Origin of the sequence: Streptomyces manipurensis (assembly GCF_049570255.1) — a bacterium.
GTDB lineage: Bacteria > Actinomycetota > Actinomycetes > Streptomycetales > Streptomycetaceae > Streptomyces > Streptomyces manipurensis.
Genome location: NZ_CP186950.1, coordinates 1,071,453 through 1,087,255, shown reverse-complemented (window position 1 = coordinate 1,087,255; position 15,803 = coordinate 1,071,453). Strand labels below are relative to the sequence as shown.

14 protein-coding genes are annotated in these 15,803 nt (G+C 74.4%); 7 read left to right on the top strand and 7 right to left on the bottom strand.

The window, feature by feature from the left end; genetic code table 11:
* Nucleotides 1–32 precede the first annotated feature (32 nt).
* Both gap and ACPU2J_RS05040 read right to left on the bottom strand, forming a co-directional pair.
* Nucleotides 33–1,031, bottom strand: coding sequence for a type I glyceraldehyde-3-phosphate dehydrogenase (gene gap, locus ACPU2J_RS05045; RefSeq protein ID WP_423832839.1), 999 nt, complete (start codon nt 1,029–1,031; stop codon nt 33–35).
* Between the two features lie 105 nt (nt 1,032–1,136).
* Complete coding sequence (locus tag ACPU2J_RS05040; protein WP_420081562.1) at nt 1,137–2,093, bottom strand: GlxA family transcriptional regulator; 957 nt, start codon at nt 2,091–2,093, stop codon at nt 1,137–1,139.
* 61 nt (nt 2,094–2,154) lie between these two features.
* Here ACPU2J_RS05040 and ACPU2J_RS05035 point away from each other — a divergent pair, with 61 nt between their 5' ends.
* The 5 genes from ACPU2J_RS05035 to puuE all read left to right on the top strand — a co-directional run bounded on the left by ACPU2J_RS05035 (nt 2,155) and on the right by puuE (nt 5,262).
* Nucleotides 2,155–2,892 (top strand): tyrosine-protein phosphatase, encoded by a 738-nt coding sequence (locus ACPU2J_RS05035; protein ID WP_423834931.1) that lies wholly within the window; start codon nt 2,155–2,157, stop codon nt 2,890–2,892.
* A gap of 203 nt (nt 2,893–3,095) precedes the next feature.
* Nucleotides 3,096–3,623 (top strand): CAP domain-containing protein, encoded by a 528-nt coding sequence (locus ACPU2J_RS05030; protein ID WP_365494629.1) that lies wholly within the window; start codon nt 3,096–3,098, stop codon nt 3,621–3,623.
* Nucleotides 3,624–3,690: 67 nt separating this feature from the next.
* Entirely contained in the window at nt 3,691–3,963 is a 273-nt protein-coding gene (locus tag ACPU2J_RS05025; protein WP_420081563.1) for a hypothetical protein, read from the top strand.
* 45 nt (nt 3,964–4,008) lie between these two features.
* Nucleotides 4,009–4,284: a hypothetical protein gene (locus ACPU2J_RS05020; protein WP_420081564.1), complete on the top strand. Its 276-nt coding sequence runs from the start codon at nt 4,009–4,011 to the stop codon at nt 4,282–4,284.
* Between the two features lie 69 nt (nt 4,285–4,353).
* A complete protein-coding gene (gene puuE, locus ACPU2J_RS05015; RefSeq protein ID WP_420081565.1) occupies nt 4,354–5,262 on the top strand; it encodes an allantoinase PuuE in 909 nt (302 codons plus the stop codon).
* A 22-nt stretch (nt 5,263–5,284) separates the two neighbouring features.
* On the opposite strand, the gene ACPU2J_RS05010 is transcribed toward puuE, so the two are convergent.
* Entirely contained in the window at nt 5,285–5,473 is a 189-nt protein-coding gene (locus tag ACPU2J_RS05010; RefSeq protein ID WP_423832838.1) for an antitoxin, read from the bottom strand.
* Nucleotides 5,474–5,669: 196 nt separating this feature from the next.
* Here ACPU2J_RS05010 and ACPU2J_RS05005 point away from each other — a divergent pair, with 196 nt between their 5' ends.
* The gene (locus ACPU2J_RS05005; RefSeq protein ID WP_423832837.1) at nt 5,670–7,010 is read left to right on the top strand and encodes a diacylglycerol/lipid kinase family protein; all 1,341 of its coding nucleotides are present in this window, start codon (nt 5,670–5,672) and stop codon (nt 7,008–7,010) included.
* 19 nt (nt 7,011–7,029) lie between these two features.
* Here the strand turns inward: ACPU2J_RS05005 and ACPU2J_RS05000 are convergent, their stop codons facing one another.
* From ACPU2J_RS05000 to ACPU2J_RS04985, 4 genes are all read right to left on the bottom strand, one after another.
* Nucleotides 7,030–8,808 (bottom strand): SulP family inorganic anion transporter, encoded by a 1,779-nt coding sequence (locus ACPU2J_RS05000; protein ID WP_423832836.1) that lies wholly within the window; start codon nt 8,806–8,808, stop codon nt 7,030–7,032.
* A 13-nt stretch (nt 8,809–8,821) separates the two neighbouring features.
* Nucleotides 8,822–11,542 (bottom strand): cation-translocating P-type ATPase, encoded by a 2,721-nt coding sequence (locus tag ACPU2J_RS04995; RefSeq protein ID WP_423832835.1) that lies wholly within the window; start codon nt 11,540–11,542, stop codon nt 8,822–8,824.
* The gene (locus ACPU2J_RS04990) at nt 11,539–12,531 is read right to left on the bottom strand and encodes a polyphosphate kinase 2 family protein (RefSeq protein ID WP_420081570.1); all 993 of its coding nucleotides are present in this window, start codon (nt 12,529–12,531) and stop codon (nt 11,539–11,541) included. Before ACPU2J_RS04990 ends, ACPU2J_RS04995 begins: the two co-directional genes overlap by 4 nt.
* Nucleotides 12,532–12,679: 148 nt before the next feature.
* Nucleotides 12,680–14,317 (bottom strand): PucR family transcriptional regulator, encoded by a 1,638-nt coding sequence (locus tag ACPU2J_RS04985; RefSeq protein WP_420081571.1) that lies wholly within the window; start codon nt 14,315–14,317, stop codon nt 12,680–12,682.
* A 102-nt stretch (nt 14,318–14,419) separates the two neighbouring features.
* On the opposite strand from ACPU2J_RS04985, the gene lysA reads away from it, so the two are divergent.
* Nucleotides 14,420–15,751 (top strand): diaminopimelate decarboxylase, encoded by a 1,332-nt coding sequence (gene lysA / locus ACPU2J_RS04980; protein ID WP_423832834.1) that lies wholly within the window; start codon nt 14,420–14,422, stop codon nt 15,749–15,751.
* Nucleotides 15,752–15,803 lie beyond the last annotated feature (52 nt).

Genomic DNA, 15,803 nt, shown 5'->3' with positions numbered 1-15,803 from the left:
GGGGACCGCCCCGGGGATCGGGGTGTGCCGGTTCAGCTCGCGGCGAGGAGCGTGAGCGTGTCGATCACACGGTTCGAGAAGCCCCACTCGTTGTCGTACCAGGCGACGACCTTGACGTGGCGGCCGTCGACGCGGGTGAGCTCGGAGTCGAAGATCGACGAGGCGGGGTTGCCCGTGATGTCGGCGGAGACGAGCGGGTCGTCCGAGTACTCCAGGACGCCGGCCAGCCGGCCCTCGGCCGCGGTGCGGTAGGCCTCGAGGATCTCCTCGCGGGTCACCTCGCGGGAGACGGTGGTGTTGAGCTCGACGATCGAACCCACCGGCACGGGCACGCGGATGGAGTCACCGGACAGCTTGCCGTCGAGCTGCGGCAGCACCAGGCCGATGGCCTTGGCGGCGCCGGTCGACGTCGGCACGATGTTGACGGCGGCGGCGCGGGCGCGGCGCGGGTCGCGGTGCGGGCCGTCCTGCAGGTTCTGCTCCTGCGTGTAGGCGTGCACGGTGGTCATGAAACCGTGCTCGATGCCCGCCAGTTCGTCGAGCACGGAGGCCAGCGGGGCCAGCGCGTTGGTGGTGCACGAGGCGTTCGAGACGATCGTGTGCACGGCCGGGTCGTAGGCGTCGGTGTTCACGCCGTACGCCAGCGTGACGTCGGCACCGTCGGACGGCGCGGAGACCAGCACCTTGCGAGCGCCGGCCTTGAGGTGGGCGCGGGCGGCCTCGGCGGAGGTGAAGCGGCCGGTGGCCTCCAGCACGATGTCCACACCGAGCTCGCCCCACGGCAGCTGCTCCGGCTCGCGCTCGGCGAGGACCGTGATGCGGCGGCCGTCCACGACGAGGACGTTGCCCTCGACGGTCACCGGGCGGCCGAGGCGGCCGGAGGTGGTGTCGTAGGCGAGCAGCCGGGCCAGGGTCTTCGGCTCGGAGAGGTCGTTGACGGCCACGACCTCCAGGTCGCTGTCGCGCTCCAGCAGCGCGCGCAGCACGTTGCGTCCGATGCGGCCGAATCCGTTGATGGCAATGCGAGTCATGAGCGTCCCTTTCGTTCGCCCCCAGCCTCGCGCCGGGCCGACGGCCGCGACAGCGGCGAGATCGCCATGGTTCGCAAGTATCCCGCCACCGGGTGGCGGGGCCGGTCACTCGCCCTTGGTGAAGGTGCGCCGGTACTCGGTCGGGGTGGTCCCCAGGATCCGCTGGAAGTGCAGCCGCAGGTTCGCCCCGGTGCCGAGCCCCACGTCGGCGGCGATCTGCTCGACACTGCGCTGCGAGCGTTCCAGCAGCTCACGCGCCACGTCGATACGGGCGCGCATCACCCACTGCATCGGCGTGTAGCCGGTGTCCTCGGCGAAGCGCCGCGAGAACGTGCGCGGCGAGACCCCGGCGTGCTGCGCCAGCGACTCCAGGGTCAGCGGATCGCCGAGCCGGTGCAGTGCCCACTCCCGGGTGGCGGCGAACCGCTCGCCCAGCGGCTCCGGCACGCTCCGCGGCACGTACTGGGCCTGGCCGCCGCTGCGGTAGGGCGCCGCGACCAGGCGCCGGGCCGCGTGGTTCGAGGCGGCCACCCCCAGGTCGCCGCGCAGGATGTGCAGGCACAGGTCGATGCCGGACGCGGCCCCGGCCGAGGTCAGGACGCTGCCCTCGTCGACGAACAGGACGTTCTCGTCGAGCCGGATCAGCGGGTGCTTCGCCGCGAGCGCCCGCGCGTAGTGCCAGTGCGTGGTGGCGCGCTTGCCGTCGAGCAGGCCCGTAGCGGCGAGCGCGAACGCCCCCGTCGAGATCGCGGCGAGCCGCGCGCCCCGCTCGTGGGCGGCGATCAGTGCCTCGACGACGGCCGCCGGCGGGTCCTCCCGGTCCGGGAAGCGGTAGCCCGGGACGAAGACGACGTCGGCCCACGCGAGCGCCTCCAGCCCGTGCGTCACGTGGTAGGACAGGCCGTCGCCGCCGGTCACCAGCCCGGGCGCCGCTCCGCACACCCGCACCTCGTACGGCATGCTCGCGCGGGTCGTGAAGACCTGCGCCGGAATCCCGACGTCCAGGGGCTTGGCGCCCTCCAGGACGAGGACGGCGACACGGTGGAGACGGGAGGCGGGCACGGTGACCAGGGTACGGTCGGGGGAGCCGCAGGGGCCCGCGGGGGACGAGGGGGAGGAAACGGTGGACCGGCACGTCGCGTTCGAGAACCTGCACAACTTCCGGGACCTGGGCGGCTACCGCTCGGCGGACGGGCGCACCGTGCCGTGGCGCACGCTGTACCGGGCCGACTCACTGGGCAAGCTCCGCGGAGCGGACTGGGAGAGGTTCCAGGAGCTCGGCATCCGCACCGTCATCGACCTGCGCTACCCGTGGGAGATCGAGGCCAAGGGGCGGGTGCCCGAGGCGGACCGCTTCCACTACGTCAACCTGAGCATCGAGCACCGGCCCTACGACCAGGCGGCGATCGACCCCTCGGTCGACCCCTGGCGCTACCTCGCCGACCGGTTCGCCGAGGTCACCGAGGACGGCGCCGACGAGATCCGGCAGGTGTTGGAGCAGATCGCCGACGCGCCGGGCCCGGTGGTCTTCCACTGCACCTCGGGCAAGGACCGCACCGGGCTGATCGCGCTGTTCGTCCTCACCCTCCTCGGAGTGGACCGGGAGGACGTCCTCGCCGACTTCGCCCTCACCGAACGCGCCACCGAGCGCCTCGCCGCCGACTGGCGCGCGGCCCACCCCGGACGGGTCATGAAGTGGCCGTCCTACGGCCGCGCCCCCGCGGTCGTCATGGAACTGGTCGTGGCGGACCTCCGGGCCCGCCACGGCTCGGTCGAGGCCTACCTGAAGGACCGCACCGGACTGAACGACGAGACCGTGCGGCGGCTGCGGGCCCGGCTGCTGACGGACGCGCCGGCCTGACGCCCGGCCCGGGGACGGCCGCCCCGGCTCGTGGGCGGCTGCCCCCGGTCGTACGGTGGAGGGAGCAGGAGGCGCGCCCCCGCACCACCGGCGCTGGTGGCCGTCTCGCCACCGGCCGCGCGCACCGCCCTGCGGCAGCCGAGTACGGCCGCCCGGGGCCGGGTGCCGTGCGCGGCCCGCGACCCCTGACGAAGGGGAGTCCGATGCGCAACAAGAACCGCCGGCTCCGCCGCGCCTGTGCCGCGGCCTGCACGGCCCCACTGCTCGTGCTCGGCGGAGCCGTCACCGCCATCGCCGCACCCGCGGCGGCGCCCTCCGCGCCCGCCGCCGTCACGGCGGCCGTCCAGCAGTCCTCGCCCGGCGAGATCCTCGCCCTGGTCAACGCCGAACGCGCGAAGGCCGGTTGCGATCCCCTCAAGGAGGACGCACGGCTCATGCGGGCCGCGCAGGCGCACGCCGACGACATGGCGGCCAACGGACTGACCGCACACACCGGCTCGGACGGCTCCAGCGACCTCGAACGGATGGAACGGGCCGGCTACTCGCCCCTCGGACCGTCCGCGGAGAACGTCTCCGGACCGGGCCACGACTCCTCCAAGTCCCACGTCGACGGCTGGATGGCCAGCACCCGCGGCCACCGGTCCACGATCCTGAACTGCGCGTACAAGGAAACCGGCATCGGCACGAACGGCCAGTACGCCGTCCAGATCTTCGCCGCGCAGTCCCGGTAGCCGCACGATCCGCCCCTGCCGGGCGGCTCCGCCCGGCAGTTCCCCGTACGGAAGGCAGGTGCGTCCCATGCGCACGTCGACCCGTATCGCCGGTGTCCTCACCGGCCTGACCCTCGCCCTCGGCGGCGTGGCCTTCACGGCGCCCGCCGCCCACGCCGACGTCACGGCCTGCATCAACCAGGTCGAGCGCGAGCTGCGGGGCGGCGAGGCCCCCGACTACGTCCGGATGGCGTGTTACGTCGGCCTGACCGGCGAGCACACCCAGTGCGTGACCGGCCTCACCGAGGGCGGCGTGACCAACGGGACGGCCGTGAGCGCCTGCCGGGTCGCCCCCGACTGACCGCCTCCTCCCCTGACCGACCGAGCCCGAGAGCAGGTGACCGCCATGCGTACGGCGGCCCGGGTCGCCGGTGCCCTCACCGGCCTGACCCTCACCCTCGGCGGAGCCGCCCTGGCCGCCCCCGCGGCCCGGGCGGACATCCCCGCCTGCACCCGGATGGCCGAACAGGCCGGTGCGACCGCCACCGACTCCGTCAGGGCGGGCTGTCACCGCGGCGTGGTCGGCGACCTGCAGACCTGTGTCGGCGCACTGGCCGAGGCCGGTGTGCCGGGCGGCGCCGCGGGCGCGGCCTGCCGGGCCGCCGCCCACGAACCGCGCTGAGGCACTCGTCCGGCGAGGTTCCCCGCGCGGCGCCGCCGTCCGGCGCCGCGCGGGGATAGGGTGCGGCCCGTGTCCGAGCAGCAGCGCGACCTCGTCGGCCACGGCGCCCGGCCGCCGCACGCGGCCTGGCCCGGCGGCGCACGCGTCGCCGTCAGCCTCGTCCTCAACTACGAGGAGGGCGGCGAAGCGAACGTCCTCGAAGGCGATCGCGCCTCCGAGGGGTATCTCCACGAGATCGTCGGCGCCCCGCCGGTCGTCGGCGGGCGCGACCTCAACGCCGAGTCGATGTTCGCGTACGGCGCCCGCGCGGGCTTCTGGCGGGTCCACCGCACCCTCGCCGCCCACGGCGCCCCCCTCACCGTCCACGCCGTCGGGCAGGCGCTCGACCGCAACCCGGAGGCGGCGCGCGCGATGGCCGCCGCCGGCTGGGAGGTAGCGGGCCACGGCTGGCGCTGGATCGACTACCGCGAGGTCCCCGAGGAGACCGAACGCGCCGACGTGCGGCGCACGGTCGCCGCCGTCCGACGCCTCGTCGGCCGCCGCCCCGTCGGCTGGTACACCGGCCGGACGAGCCCCCGCACCCGGCGCCTCGTCGCCGAGGAGGGCGGCTTCCTCTACGACTCCGACGACTACTCCGACGACCTGCCGTTCTACACCGAGGCCGCCGGACGGCCGCATTTGGTGCTGCCGTACGCCCTGGACGCCAACGACTTCAAGTTCCTGATCGTCCACGGCTTCACCACCGCCGACGACATGCTCGCCTACCTGGTCGACACCTTCGACGTGCTGCACGCGGAAGGCGCCGAACGGCCCCGCATGATGAGCGTCGGCCTGCACCCCCGGATCATCGGCCGGCCCGGCCGCATCCGCGCCCTCGACGGCTTCCTCCGCCACCTCGCACGCCGCGGCGGGGCATGGGTCGCCACCCGCGAGCAGATCGCCCGCCACTGGCTCGCCACGCACCCGCCGCAGGGCTGAGCGCGGGCCCCCGCGGGGCCGGCTACCGCTGCTCCGGGGGCGGGCCGGAACGCCGCAGCTGCTCGTTCAGCTTCTGCTGCGCGGTGTCCACCTGGCTCTGGTACTTGTTCTGGGTCTTCGCGTCGAAGGCGTCTCCCGCCTTCTCCACGGCCTGGCCCGCCTGGTCCTCGTGGCCGCGCAACATGTTCTTGAGCTTGTCGAGCATCGACATGCCGGTCTCCTCGGTCGGGAACGAACGACCCCACCAGCATGGACCCGTCGGGCCCGGCGCGCTCGGGGAGCACCCGCGCCGCCGCCCGGGGCAGGGCCGGAGCCGCCGGACGTGCCGCGCGTGGGCGGGGTCCGTAGCCTGAAGCCGGATGCCCGACAACGGTCCGGCAGCCGGCCGAGCGGCGGGAGGATCTCCGATGAAGGGTCGCTGGGCCGCACGGCTGGCGCTGCTCACCGGTGCGGCGGCGCTCGTGGTGCTGGTGCTCTTCGGCGGGTTCGCCAGCCTGCTGCTGATGCTGGTGGGCTGGGCGGGGCTGCTGGTCACCGGGGCCGGCGCGTGGTGGATGCTCACCCACACCGGCTGGATCAGGGTGCTGGCCGGGCTGCTGGTCGTCGCCGCGCCCCTCGCCGTGCTGGTGCTGTACACCTCCGCGGGCCTGCTCTGGGTCGTGCTGGTCTCGGCCGCCCTGTGGGTCCTCGCCGTCGCCGCGGGGCGGGCCGCCCTCGCCGGGGACCGCCCGCACGGCATGCCGGAGCATCAGGCGGCCCGACCCGAGCGCCCGTTCCTCGTCATGAACCCCCGCTCGGGCGGCGGCAAGGTGGGCCGGTTCCACCTGGCGGAACGGGCCCGGGCCCTGGGCGCCGAGGTCTTCGTACTGGACCCGGAACAGCCGCGCGACGTGACGGAACTGGCCCGGCAGGCCGTCCGTGACGGAGCCGACCTGCTCGGCGTCGCCGGCGGGGACGGCACCCAGGCGCTCGTCGCCGCCGTGGCCGTGGAGCACGGGCTCCCCTTCCTGGTGATCAGCGCCGGCACCCGCAACCACTTCGCCATGGACCTCGGCCTGGACCGCAAGGACCCCTCGACCTGCCTCGACGCGCTCACCGACGGCGTCGAACTGCACGTCGACCTCGGCTACCTGCACGCGGGAGGCCCCCCGGACCGCACCCCCGGCCGCGTCTTCGTCAACAGCGCCTCGTTCGGGGTGTACGCGGAGGTGGTGCAGAGCCCCGCCTACCGCGACGACAAGGTCCGCACCATCCTGGAGATGCTCCCGGAGCTGCTCACCCACGACAGCGGCGCACGGCTGAACGTCCGCGCCGGGGACATCACCCTCGACGGCCCGCAGGCCGTCCTCATCAGCAACAACCCCTATCAGCGGGGCGACACTGCGGGCCTGGGCCGCCGGGAGCGGCTGGACTCCGGCGAACTGGGCGTCCTGGGCGTCGAGGTCGGCGGCGCCGGCGACGCCGCCGACCTGCTGGTGCGCGGGGGCCAGGGCCGCGGCCTGACCGAGTTCACCACCCGGGAGATCGTCGTCGACGCCGATGTCCCGGAGATCCCCGTCGGGGTCGACGGCGAGGCCCTGACCCTGGCCACCCCCGTGCACTGCCGCCTGGCACCGGGAGCGCTGCGCGTGAGGGTGCCCCGCCACCGCCCCGGCGTCCCGCGCAGCGCGCCCCCGATGGACTGGCGCCGCGTACGGACGCTGGCGCTGACGATGGGCCGGGTCGCGGCGGGTCACCGGGCCCGCTGAGGGCGGTGCGGGCGGCGCCTCAGGACGTGCCGGGCGGGGACTCGGGCGGCGACGTTCCGGAGCCGCCGCCCGACGACCACTGCGCCCCGGTGCGCAGCCGGTAGGCGGCGACGGCCGACCCCACGGTGGGGAAGAAGTGCCGGGCGTCGATGGTGCGCGTGAGCCCGTAGCGCTCGATCTTCCGTCGCACGGGGTCCTTGAGCTCGGCGAACACCAGATGCACGCCCGCGGCGTTGAGCTCCTCGTCGAGCTCCTCCAGGACGTCGGCCGCGGTGGTGTCCACGTCGGTCATGGGCTCGGCCGCCACCACGATCCAGCGCGGCCGCGGCTCCGCGGCGGCCAGCCGCCGGACGGCGTCCCGGAAGTTCTTGGCGTTGGCGAAGACGAGCGGCGCGTCGAACCGGTGGATCACCAGCCCCGGCAGCAGATCGGCGTCCGGGTACGAACGCACGTCGTGGTAGCCCTCCAGGCCGCGCACCCGCCCCAGCACGGTGCTGTAAGGCCACCAGGTGCGCCGGAAGACGTTCAGCACGGACAGGGCCACGGCGATGGCGATCCCCTGGAGGACGCCGAGCAGCGCCACCCCGGCGAAGGCCGCCAGGCACAGCAGGAACTCCGCGCGCCGCTGCCGCCACAGCCGCACCGCACCGGGCAGGTCCGCCAGGGACAGCGAGGCGGTGATGACCACCGCGGCGAGGGCCGGCTGCGGGAGGTTGCGGAACAGGCCCGGAGCCAGCACCAGCATGAGGAGGATCAGCGCCGCGCCGACCACGCCGGTGAGCTGGCTGCGGGCCCCGGCGCGCTCGGCCACCGCCGTCCGGGAACCGCTGGTGCTGACGGGGAAGCCCTGGAAGAGGGCGGCCGCCAGGTTGGCCGCGCCGACCCCCGCCATCTCCTGGTTGCCGCGCACCTCCTGGCCCGTCCGGGCCGCGAAGGCCGACGCGTTGGAGATGGTGTCGGCGAGGGACACCAGGGCGATGCCCAGGGCGCCGGCCAGCAGCGGCGCGAGGTCGGCGAGCCGGACCTCGGGAACGGTGAACGGCGGCAGGCCCTCCGGCAGCACCCCGACCAGACCGACCCCGCGCGCGCCCAGACCGAAGGCGGAGGCCGCCGCGATCGCCAGGAGCACCATGACGAGGACCGCGGGCACCTTCGGCAGGAACCGCTGCAGCAGCAGGACGACGGCGATCCCGCCGATGCCCACCGCGGCGGCCGCCGGCACCACCGCCCCGCCGGCGAGCCCCCGCACCAGTCCGGCGCACTCGCCGATCAGGTCATCCGCCTCCACCGAGAAGCCGAGCAGCTTGGGCAGCTGGCCGATCAGGATGGTCAGGGCCAGGCCGTTCATGTAGCCGATCATGGTCGGTTTGGAGACCAGGTCGGCGATGAACCCGAGCTTCGCCACCGAGGCCAGGATCATGACGGCCGCGACCATGACCGCGAGCATCGAGGCCAGGGCGACGGCGCGGTCGGGGTCCCCGCCCGCGGCGACCAGTGGCAGCACCGACGCGGCGATCATCGGCCCGAGCGCGGAGTCCGGGCCCAGCACCAGGATCCGGGACGGTCCGAAGACCGCGTACCCGAGCAGGCACAGCACGCTCGTGTAGAGCCCCGTGATGGCCGGCAGGCCCGCCAGCTCGGCGTAGGCCATGCCCTGGGGCACCAGCAGCGTGGTGAGGACCACCCCGGCCACCAGGTCCTTGACCAGCCACGCGCGCCGGTAGTCCGCGACCGCCGCGACCCCCGGCAGGGCCCGCAGCCGGGAGCGGACCACGGGGCCGGCCCCGCGGGCCGTCACGGGCCCGCCGCCCTCACCGGCTCCTCGACCGGCGGGCGAGGGCCTTGCCCAGTTCCCACACGAGCAGGAGCGCCACGGCGGACAGCAGCGCCCAGCCGAACTGCCCCGCGTCGATGTCGGTCGTCCCCAGCAGCCTGCGGAAGCCGTCCATCTGGGTCACCATCACCGCCAGCGCGAACTGGGCCAGGGCCGTCCAGTTCATCTGCCTGCTGTCGAACGTGGACGTCGTCAGCACCGAATCCGTCTCGCTGCGGCACTCGAACGCCGCCACGATCAGGCACAGCGCGAACGCCGTGAACGCGATCGACCGGCCCGTCCCGACACTGCCGTACCGGCCCTCGCCGAGCCGGATCAGGCCCAGCAGGACGACGGTGACCGCCAGCCCGCCCAGGCCGACGGTGACCAGCACCCCCCGGGTCAGCACCGACTCCCCGCGGGGCCGCGGCCGGCGCCGCATCAGCCCCGGGCTCTCGTGGTCGAAGCCGAGCGCGAAGCCGAACGAGGCGTTCACGACGAAGTGGACCCACAGCACCTGCGGGGGAGTGAAGGGCTCACCGGCCGCGATGTCGAAGACGGTCGCCCCGAGGAACGTCAGCACGAACGTGACCAGCAGGAGCAGCACGAACCGGATGTACTTGGTGAGGTTGTTGTAGATCGTCCTGCCCTGCTCCACGGCGTAGACGATCGTCGCGAAGTTGTCGTCGGAGAGGATCATCCGGCCCGCGTTCTTCGCCACGTCCGTGCCGCTGCCCATGGCGATGCCGATGTCGGCGGCCTTGATGGCCGGGGCGTCGTTGACGCCGTCCCCGGTCATCGCCACGACCTCGCCCTTCTTCTTCAGCGTGTTCGCCAGCAGCACCTTGTGCTCGGGGGCCACCCGCCCCACCACACCGATCCCCTCGATCCGGGCGAGCTGCTCCTCCTCGCTCATGGCGGCGAAGTCGGCGCCGAGGACGGCCTCCCCGGGGATGCCGATCTGCCGGGCGATCGCCGCCCCGGTCGTGACGTCGTCACCGGTCACCAGACGGACCCTGATGTGCGCCGCCTGCGCGTCGGCGACGGCTGCCCGGGCCTCCTCGCGCGGCGGGTCGACCATGCCGACGAGGCTGCTCATCCGCAGGTCCGTGACGTACGACAGCAGATCGCCCTCCGGATCGAAGCCGGCCGGGTCCAGGTCCCGGGTGGCCGCGGCCATCACCCGGCGGCCCTCCCCGCCCATCCGCTCGCTCTCCTCCTCCGCGCGGCGCCGCAGCCCGGCGTCCCAGGGGACGGTCTCGCCCGCGGCGAGCGCCGTGGCGGCCCGGTCCATCACGGCCGGAGCCGCACCCTTCACGAAGCACCGCACCACTTCGCGCCCGGTGGCGTCGGCCGCCGCGTGGAAGGTGGCCATCAGCTTGTAGCCGGGGTCGAAGGGGAGGGTGGCGAGCCGGGGCAGCGCGTCCCGGGTGGCGTCGGTGTCCAGACCGGCCTTGTGCGCGAGGACGAGCAGCGCGCCCTCGGTGGGATCCCCGACCACCTCGCCGCCGACCAGCCGGGCGTCACTGGCCACGACGTACGGCAGGATCGCGTCCTCGATGCCCGCCGAGGCGCCCGCGGCGTGGTGGACCTTCCCGTCCAGCGCGTAGCCCGTACCCGAGACGGTGTAGCGGTCGGTCGGGCTCAGCACCTCGACGGCCGTCATCTGGTTCATCGTCAGGGTGCCGGTCTTGTCCGAGTTGATCGCCGAGGTGAACGCCAGGGTCTCGACCGACGGCAGCTCCTTCACGATGGCGTTGCGCCGGGCCAGGTTCAGGCTGCCGACGGAGAGGATCGCCTGCGTCACCGTCGGCAGCGCCTCCGGGATGGCGGCGATGGCCAGCGAGACCGCGCTGACGAACAGCACGTCCCAGGCCTGGTCGCGCTGGCGCCCCAGGGCGAACATCACGATCATGGTGAGCCCGGCCGCCGCCGTGATCCACAGGGTCAGCCGGTCCAGCTCCCTGGTGAGGGGAGGGACCTCCCGTTCCGTCGCCGACAGCATCCCGGAGATCTTGCCCAGCTCGGTGTCCGCGCCCGTCGCCGTGACCACCACGACCCCGCTGCCGTGGGTGACCGGGGTGTTCATGAACGCCGTGTTGGTCCGGTCCCCGGGCGGCAGCCCGGCGCCCTCCAGGGCGCCGGTCTCCTTCGCGGCGGGCACGCTCTCACCCGTGAGCGCCGACTCGTCGATCTGCAGGGAACTGGCCGCGACCAGCCGGCCGTCCGCCGGGACCCGGTCCCCGGCGGAGATCAGCACGACGTCCCCGGCCACCAGCTGCTCGGCGGGGATCTCGGCCTCCTGGCCGTCCCGGCGGACCCGGGCCGTCGCCTTCATCATCGACTTCAGCGCGTTCATCGCGCTCTCGGCCTTGCCCTCCTGACGCAGTCCCACCACGGCGTTCAGCAGGGTCAGCACGATCAGCAGGACCGCGGTGGTCCACTCCTGCACCACCATCGACACGATCGCCGCGGCCAGCAGGACGAGCTGCATGTAGCTGCGGTACTGCGCGAGGAACCGCCGCCAGGCCGGTGTCCGCCGCTCCTCCGGCAGCGCGTTCGGTCCGTGCGCGGCGAGGAGTTCGGCGGCGCGCGCCGGAGCCAGTCCGACGGCCGGGTCCACCCCGAACGCCGTCAGGACCTCCTCGGGGGAGCGCGCGTACCAGTCGGCTCCCGGGTCCGGGGGCCGCCCGCCCGTGGCGTTCGCCCGTACGGTCATGACCGGGACCCCTTCCCGGACCGGCGCCGCCCCTGCCCGTGCCCGTCCGGCGCCGGATGCCTGCTCGCGTACGGGTCGGCCTCGGCGCCGGCGGGGGCCTCCCGCTCCAGCCGCCGCCTGGTGACCAGGAGGTCCTTGCGGGCCTCCTCGCCCACGTCCGGGTACTGCGGGTCGATCTCCATCAGGGTGTGCGCGAGGATCGCCGCCGCGCAGATCCGCGCGAACCACTTCCGGTCCGCCGGCACCACGTACCAGGGCGCCCACCGGGTGCTCGTGGCGGACAGCATCTCGGAGAAGGCGTGCTGGTAGTCGTCCCACCGGCGCCGCTCGCGGACGTCCGCGGCCGAGAACTTCCAGTTCTTCTCCGGCCGGTCGATGCGCTTGAGGAAGCGGACGCGCTGTTCCTCCTTCGACAGGTTCAGGAAGACCTTCACCACCTTGAACCCGTTGTCCGTGAGGTGGCGCTCCCAGTGGTTGATCTCCCGGAAGCGGCGGTCCCAGACGTCCGGCCCGAGCACCCGCTCGGGCAGCCGCTGACGCAGCAGCACCTCGGGGTGCACCCGCACCACGAGGACCTCCTCGTAGTGCGAACGGTTGAAGATGGCGATCTCCCCCCGCGAGGGCAGCCGCCGGGCGTAGCGCCACAGGTAGTCGTGCCCGAGCTCCTCGTCCGAGGGCACCTTGAAGCTGCTGACGCGGACCCCCTGCGGGTTGACGCCGCTCATCACGTGCCGGATCGTGCCGTCCTTGCCGCCCGCGTCGAGCGCCTGGAGGCAGAGCACCACCCCGTACGTGTCCTGCGCGGCCAGCCGCTCCTGGTACTCGGCGAGCAGCGAGACCCCCGTCCGCAGCAGCTCGACCCCGTCCCGCTTCTTCATGCCCGCCTTGAAGCGCGGGTCGAAGTCCCGGCCCAGCTTCACCTTCGACCCCGGTCTGACCCTCAGCGGCTCGATGAACTCCGCGATGCGTTCGGCTCTCTCGTCCGTCATGGGGCCGGCCCCTCTCCGCTCCGGGCACGGGACCTCGGGCCGCCCGGTCCGGGACCCGCGGCCCTGTCCCTCGGGGTCATTCTGGGCGCGACCGGACAAGATCGCCCCCGGACGCCGGCCCACCCGCCCGTGCTGCGCAGGGCAGGCCCTACGGCCGGGCGGACCGCCTGAGCTCCAGCCACACCGCCAGCCGGACGTCGGGGTCGCCGAGGTCGAGGCCGAACAGCTCCCGCACCCTGCGCAGCCGGTGCCGGAGCGTGTTCGGGTGCACCCGCAGCCGGTGGGCGGCCGTGGCGACGTCCCCCAGTTCGTCCAGCCAGGCCGTGACCGACGCGCCGTATCCGGTGCCGTGCCCGGCGTCGTGGGCGAGCAGCGCGTCGACACCGGTCAGCCGCAGCCACGGGTCGCGCTCCAGCTCGTCCCCGAGCCGGTCCAGCAGGATCCGGTGGCGGACCTCCTCGACCGTCACCGGCGGGCCGCCCGCGGCCGTCCCCGCCGACGCCCGCAGCACCGCCTCGGCCTCCCTGCGCAGCGAGGCGGATGCGGCCGGGTCCTCGCAGGGCCGGGTCAGGGCGGCCCGGATGCCGGGGGAGACCGCCCGCCGGACGGTGGCCAGGGCCGCCTCCGCGAACCGGGTGCCGTCGCCCTCCTCCACCGCGTACGGCAGCAGCGCGAACACCACCCCGCCGGTGGCCGCGACGGTGACGTCCGGCCGGTGCGCCGCCGCGTGCCGGGCCACCTCCGACTCCGCGTGCTCGACGACGGTGGCCAGGGCGGCCGCCGGCGGGGGCGCGCCGCCGGGCCCGGCCGCGGCGGCGGCCGGGGCGAGGGCCAGCAGCCGGAAGGGGACACCTGCGCGCACCCCGAGGATCGAACAGGACTCCTGCGCCGCCGAGCCCGGGCCGAGCAGCGCGAGGAGGGTGTCCCGGCGCAGCCGCCGCTCCGCCTCCGGGAGGTTCAGCAGCCGCAGCAGGTGCGGGGCGACCAGCCGCGCGGTCTCGACCAGCGCGGCGGTCCCCTCCTCGGAGATGCCGGACTCCGGCTCGATCACCCACAGGGTCCCCAGCGGGAGCGTCCCGGCCCGTACGGCCACCGCCGCCCGCGGCAGCTCCTCGCCGATCACGGGGAACCGCACGACGCCGGGTGCGGCCAGCACCTGCTGGTACTGCCGTCGCTGCACGGGCAGTTCCGGCAGGTCCTCGATGCGGCGCTGGAGGATGCCCCGTTCCCGGGGCGCGTCGATCCGGACACCGGGAACGCTGGAGTACGCGATGACGCGCCGGGCCAGGTCCTCCACCACGGCCGCTCCGCCCACCACGGCCGCCAGGTGGTCGGCGAGGGCGTACAGCTCGCCGCCCGCGGGCACGGCCCCGAAGGCCGCCGCCGTGCCCGGACCGGTGACGGCGCAGCTGAGCACCGCGTCGATGTTGCGCCACGGCAGGTCGTCGTCGGCGGCGAGCACGGCGATCCCGTGCGCCGAGGCCTCGCGCACGAACGGGGCGGGGTCCCCGCCGCGGCACTTGACCACCACGGCCGTGCAGCCGCGTGCGGCCGCCTGCGCCGGCAGCACCGCGGCCCGCGGGTCCGCCGGATCCACACCCACCAGGAGCAGCAGGCCGCCGGGCGACTCCGCCATCCGGTCGCCCGCGTCGTGGATGACCGTGCCGCGCACCGGAACGGCGAGCCCGGCCGGGGCGCCGAGCAGGCGAACCCCCGCCCGGGCGCAGTCGTCGAGCACGGCCCCCAGGGTGGCCGGCTCCTCCGGAGGCGTTGTGAGATCGGACAATGCGGGTCCCGTTTCGTAGGCCGATCGGCAGCGGCGCTCCCTCGGAAGCGCTGCCAGGATAGCCGTCAGAGCCCCTTCACGAACCGAACGGACCTGCGCTCCATGCCGACCGACCGCCCCGACCACGCCACCGCCGACGAACTGCTGGAGCTCTTCCCGGACGGCTCCCAACTGGACCGACAGGGCCGGATCACGGTCGGCGGCTGCAGCCTCGCCGAGGTCGCCGGCCGGTTCGGCACCCCGGCCCTCGTGGTCGACGAGGCAGCCCTCCGGGGCCGGGCGCGGGCCTACCGGCAGGCTCTCGCCACGCATTGGCCGAACAGCCAAGCGGTGTTCGCGTCCAAGTCCTTCCCCTGCACGGAAGTGGTGCGCACGCTTGTCGAGGAGGGCCTCGGCGTCGATGTCGCCGGAGGCGGCGAACTCGTCACCGCGCTGGCCGCCGGAGCCGACCCGGCGCACATCGTCCTGCACGGCAACGCCAAGACCGACGAGGAGCTCGCCATGGCCGTCGCGGCCGGAGTGGGCACCGTCGTGCTCGACAACCTGCACGACCTGGACCGCCTGGAGAAGCTGGTCACGGACGGACGCCAGGCCGTGCTCCTGCGGGTCGTCCCCGAGGTGGACGCCGACACCCACGCCGCCATGATGACCGGCCACCGCGGCACCAAGTTCGGCCTGACCGCCGACCGGGCGGCGGAGGCCGCCGACCGCGTGCGCCGCAGCTCCCGGCTCCGCCTGGACGGGCTCCACGTGCACGTCGGGTCCCAGCTCATGGACACCGTCCCGTTCCGGCGGGCGGTCGAGGCCCTCGCCGCGCTCCCCGGACTCGGCCGGCACACCGTGTACGACCTGGGGGGCGGCCTCGGCGTCCGCTACACCCACGCCGACCGGGCCCCCGACATCGGCGCGTACGTACGGGACCTCACCGACGCCGCGCGCGAGTACCTCCCGCACGACGCCCGGCTGATCATCGAACCGGGCCGCTCCCTGGTCGGGCCGACCGCCGTGACCCTCTACCGGGTGGTGACCGTCAAACCCGGCGAACGCACGCTGGTCGCCGTCGACGGCGGCATGGCCGACAACCTCGAACCGATGCTGTACGGCCAGCGGTTCGAGGCGACCCTCGTGGACCGGGTCGGCGGCGGCGAGCGCTGCGACCTCGTCGGCCGCCACTGCGAACAGGGCGACACCCTCATCCGGGACGTCTCCCTGCGCGACCCCCGGCCCGGCGACGTCGTCGCCGTCCCGGCCACCGGCGCCTACTGCCACTCGCTCGCGAACAACTACAACGGCGCACGCCGGCCCCCGGTGGTCTTCTGCCGTGACGGCCGGGCCCGCGCGGTCGTCCGCCGGGAGAGCTACGCCGACCTGCTGCGCCGCGATGCCGGGACCGCCCACCCGCGCGCCCTGCCCTTCCTCGGGTCCCGCACCTGACCCGGCCGCCCCTCCCGCGACCCTGCCACCCGACCTCCCGACCCGAACCGGA

What these genes read in the sequence shown, in the direction of transcription:
- lysA (WP_423832834.1), top strand. Translation starts at nt 14,420, where the DNA reads ATGCCGACCGACCGCCCCGACCACGCCACCGCCGACGAACTGCTGGAG.
- gap (WP_423832839.1), bottom strand. Translation starts at nt 1,031, where the DNA reads ATGACTCGCATTGCCATCAACGGATTCGGCCGCATCGGACGCAACGTG.
- ACPU2J_RS04995 (WP_423832835.1), bottom strand. Translation starts at nt 11,542, where the DNA reads ATGACCGTACGGGCGAACGCCACGGGCGGGCGGCCCCCGGACCCGGGA.
- ACPU2J_RS05025 (WP_420081563.1), top strand. Translation starts at nt 3,691, where the DNA reads ATGCGCACGTCGACCCGTATCGCCGGTGTCCTCACCGGCCTGACCCTC.
- ACPU2J_RS04990 (WP_420081570.1), bottom strand. Translation starts at nt 12,531, where the DNA reads ATGACGGACGAGAGAGCCGAACGCATCGCGGAGTTCATCGAGCCGCTG.
- ACPU2J_RS05005 (WP_423832837.1), top strand. Translation starts at nt 5,670, where the DNA reads ATGAAGGGTCGCTGGGCCGCACGGCTGGCGCTGCTCACCGGTGCGGCG.
- ACPU2J_RS05030 (WP_365494629.1), top strand. Translation starts at nt 3,096, where the DNA reads ATGCGCAACAAGAACCGCCGGCTCCGCCGCGCCTGTGCCGCGGCCTGC.
- ACPU2J_RS05020 (WP_420081564.1), top strand. Translation starts at nt 4,009, where the DNA reads ATGCGTACGGCGGCCCGGGTCGCCGGTGCCCTCACCGGCCTGACCCTC.
- ACPU2J_RS05010 (WP_423832838.1), bottom strand. Translation starts at nt 5,473, where the DNA reads ATGTCGATGCTCGACAAGCTCAAGAACATGTTGCGCGGCCACGAGGAC.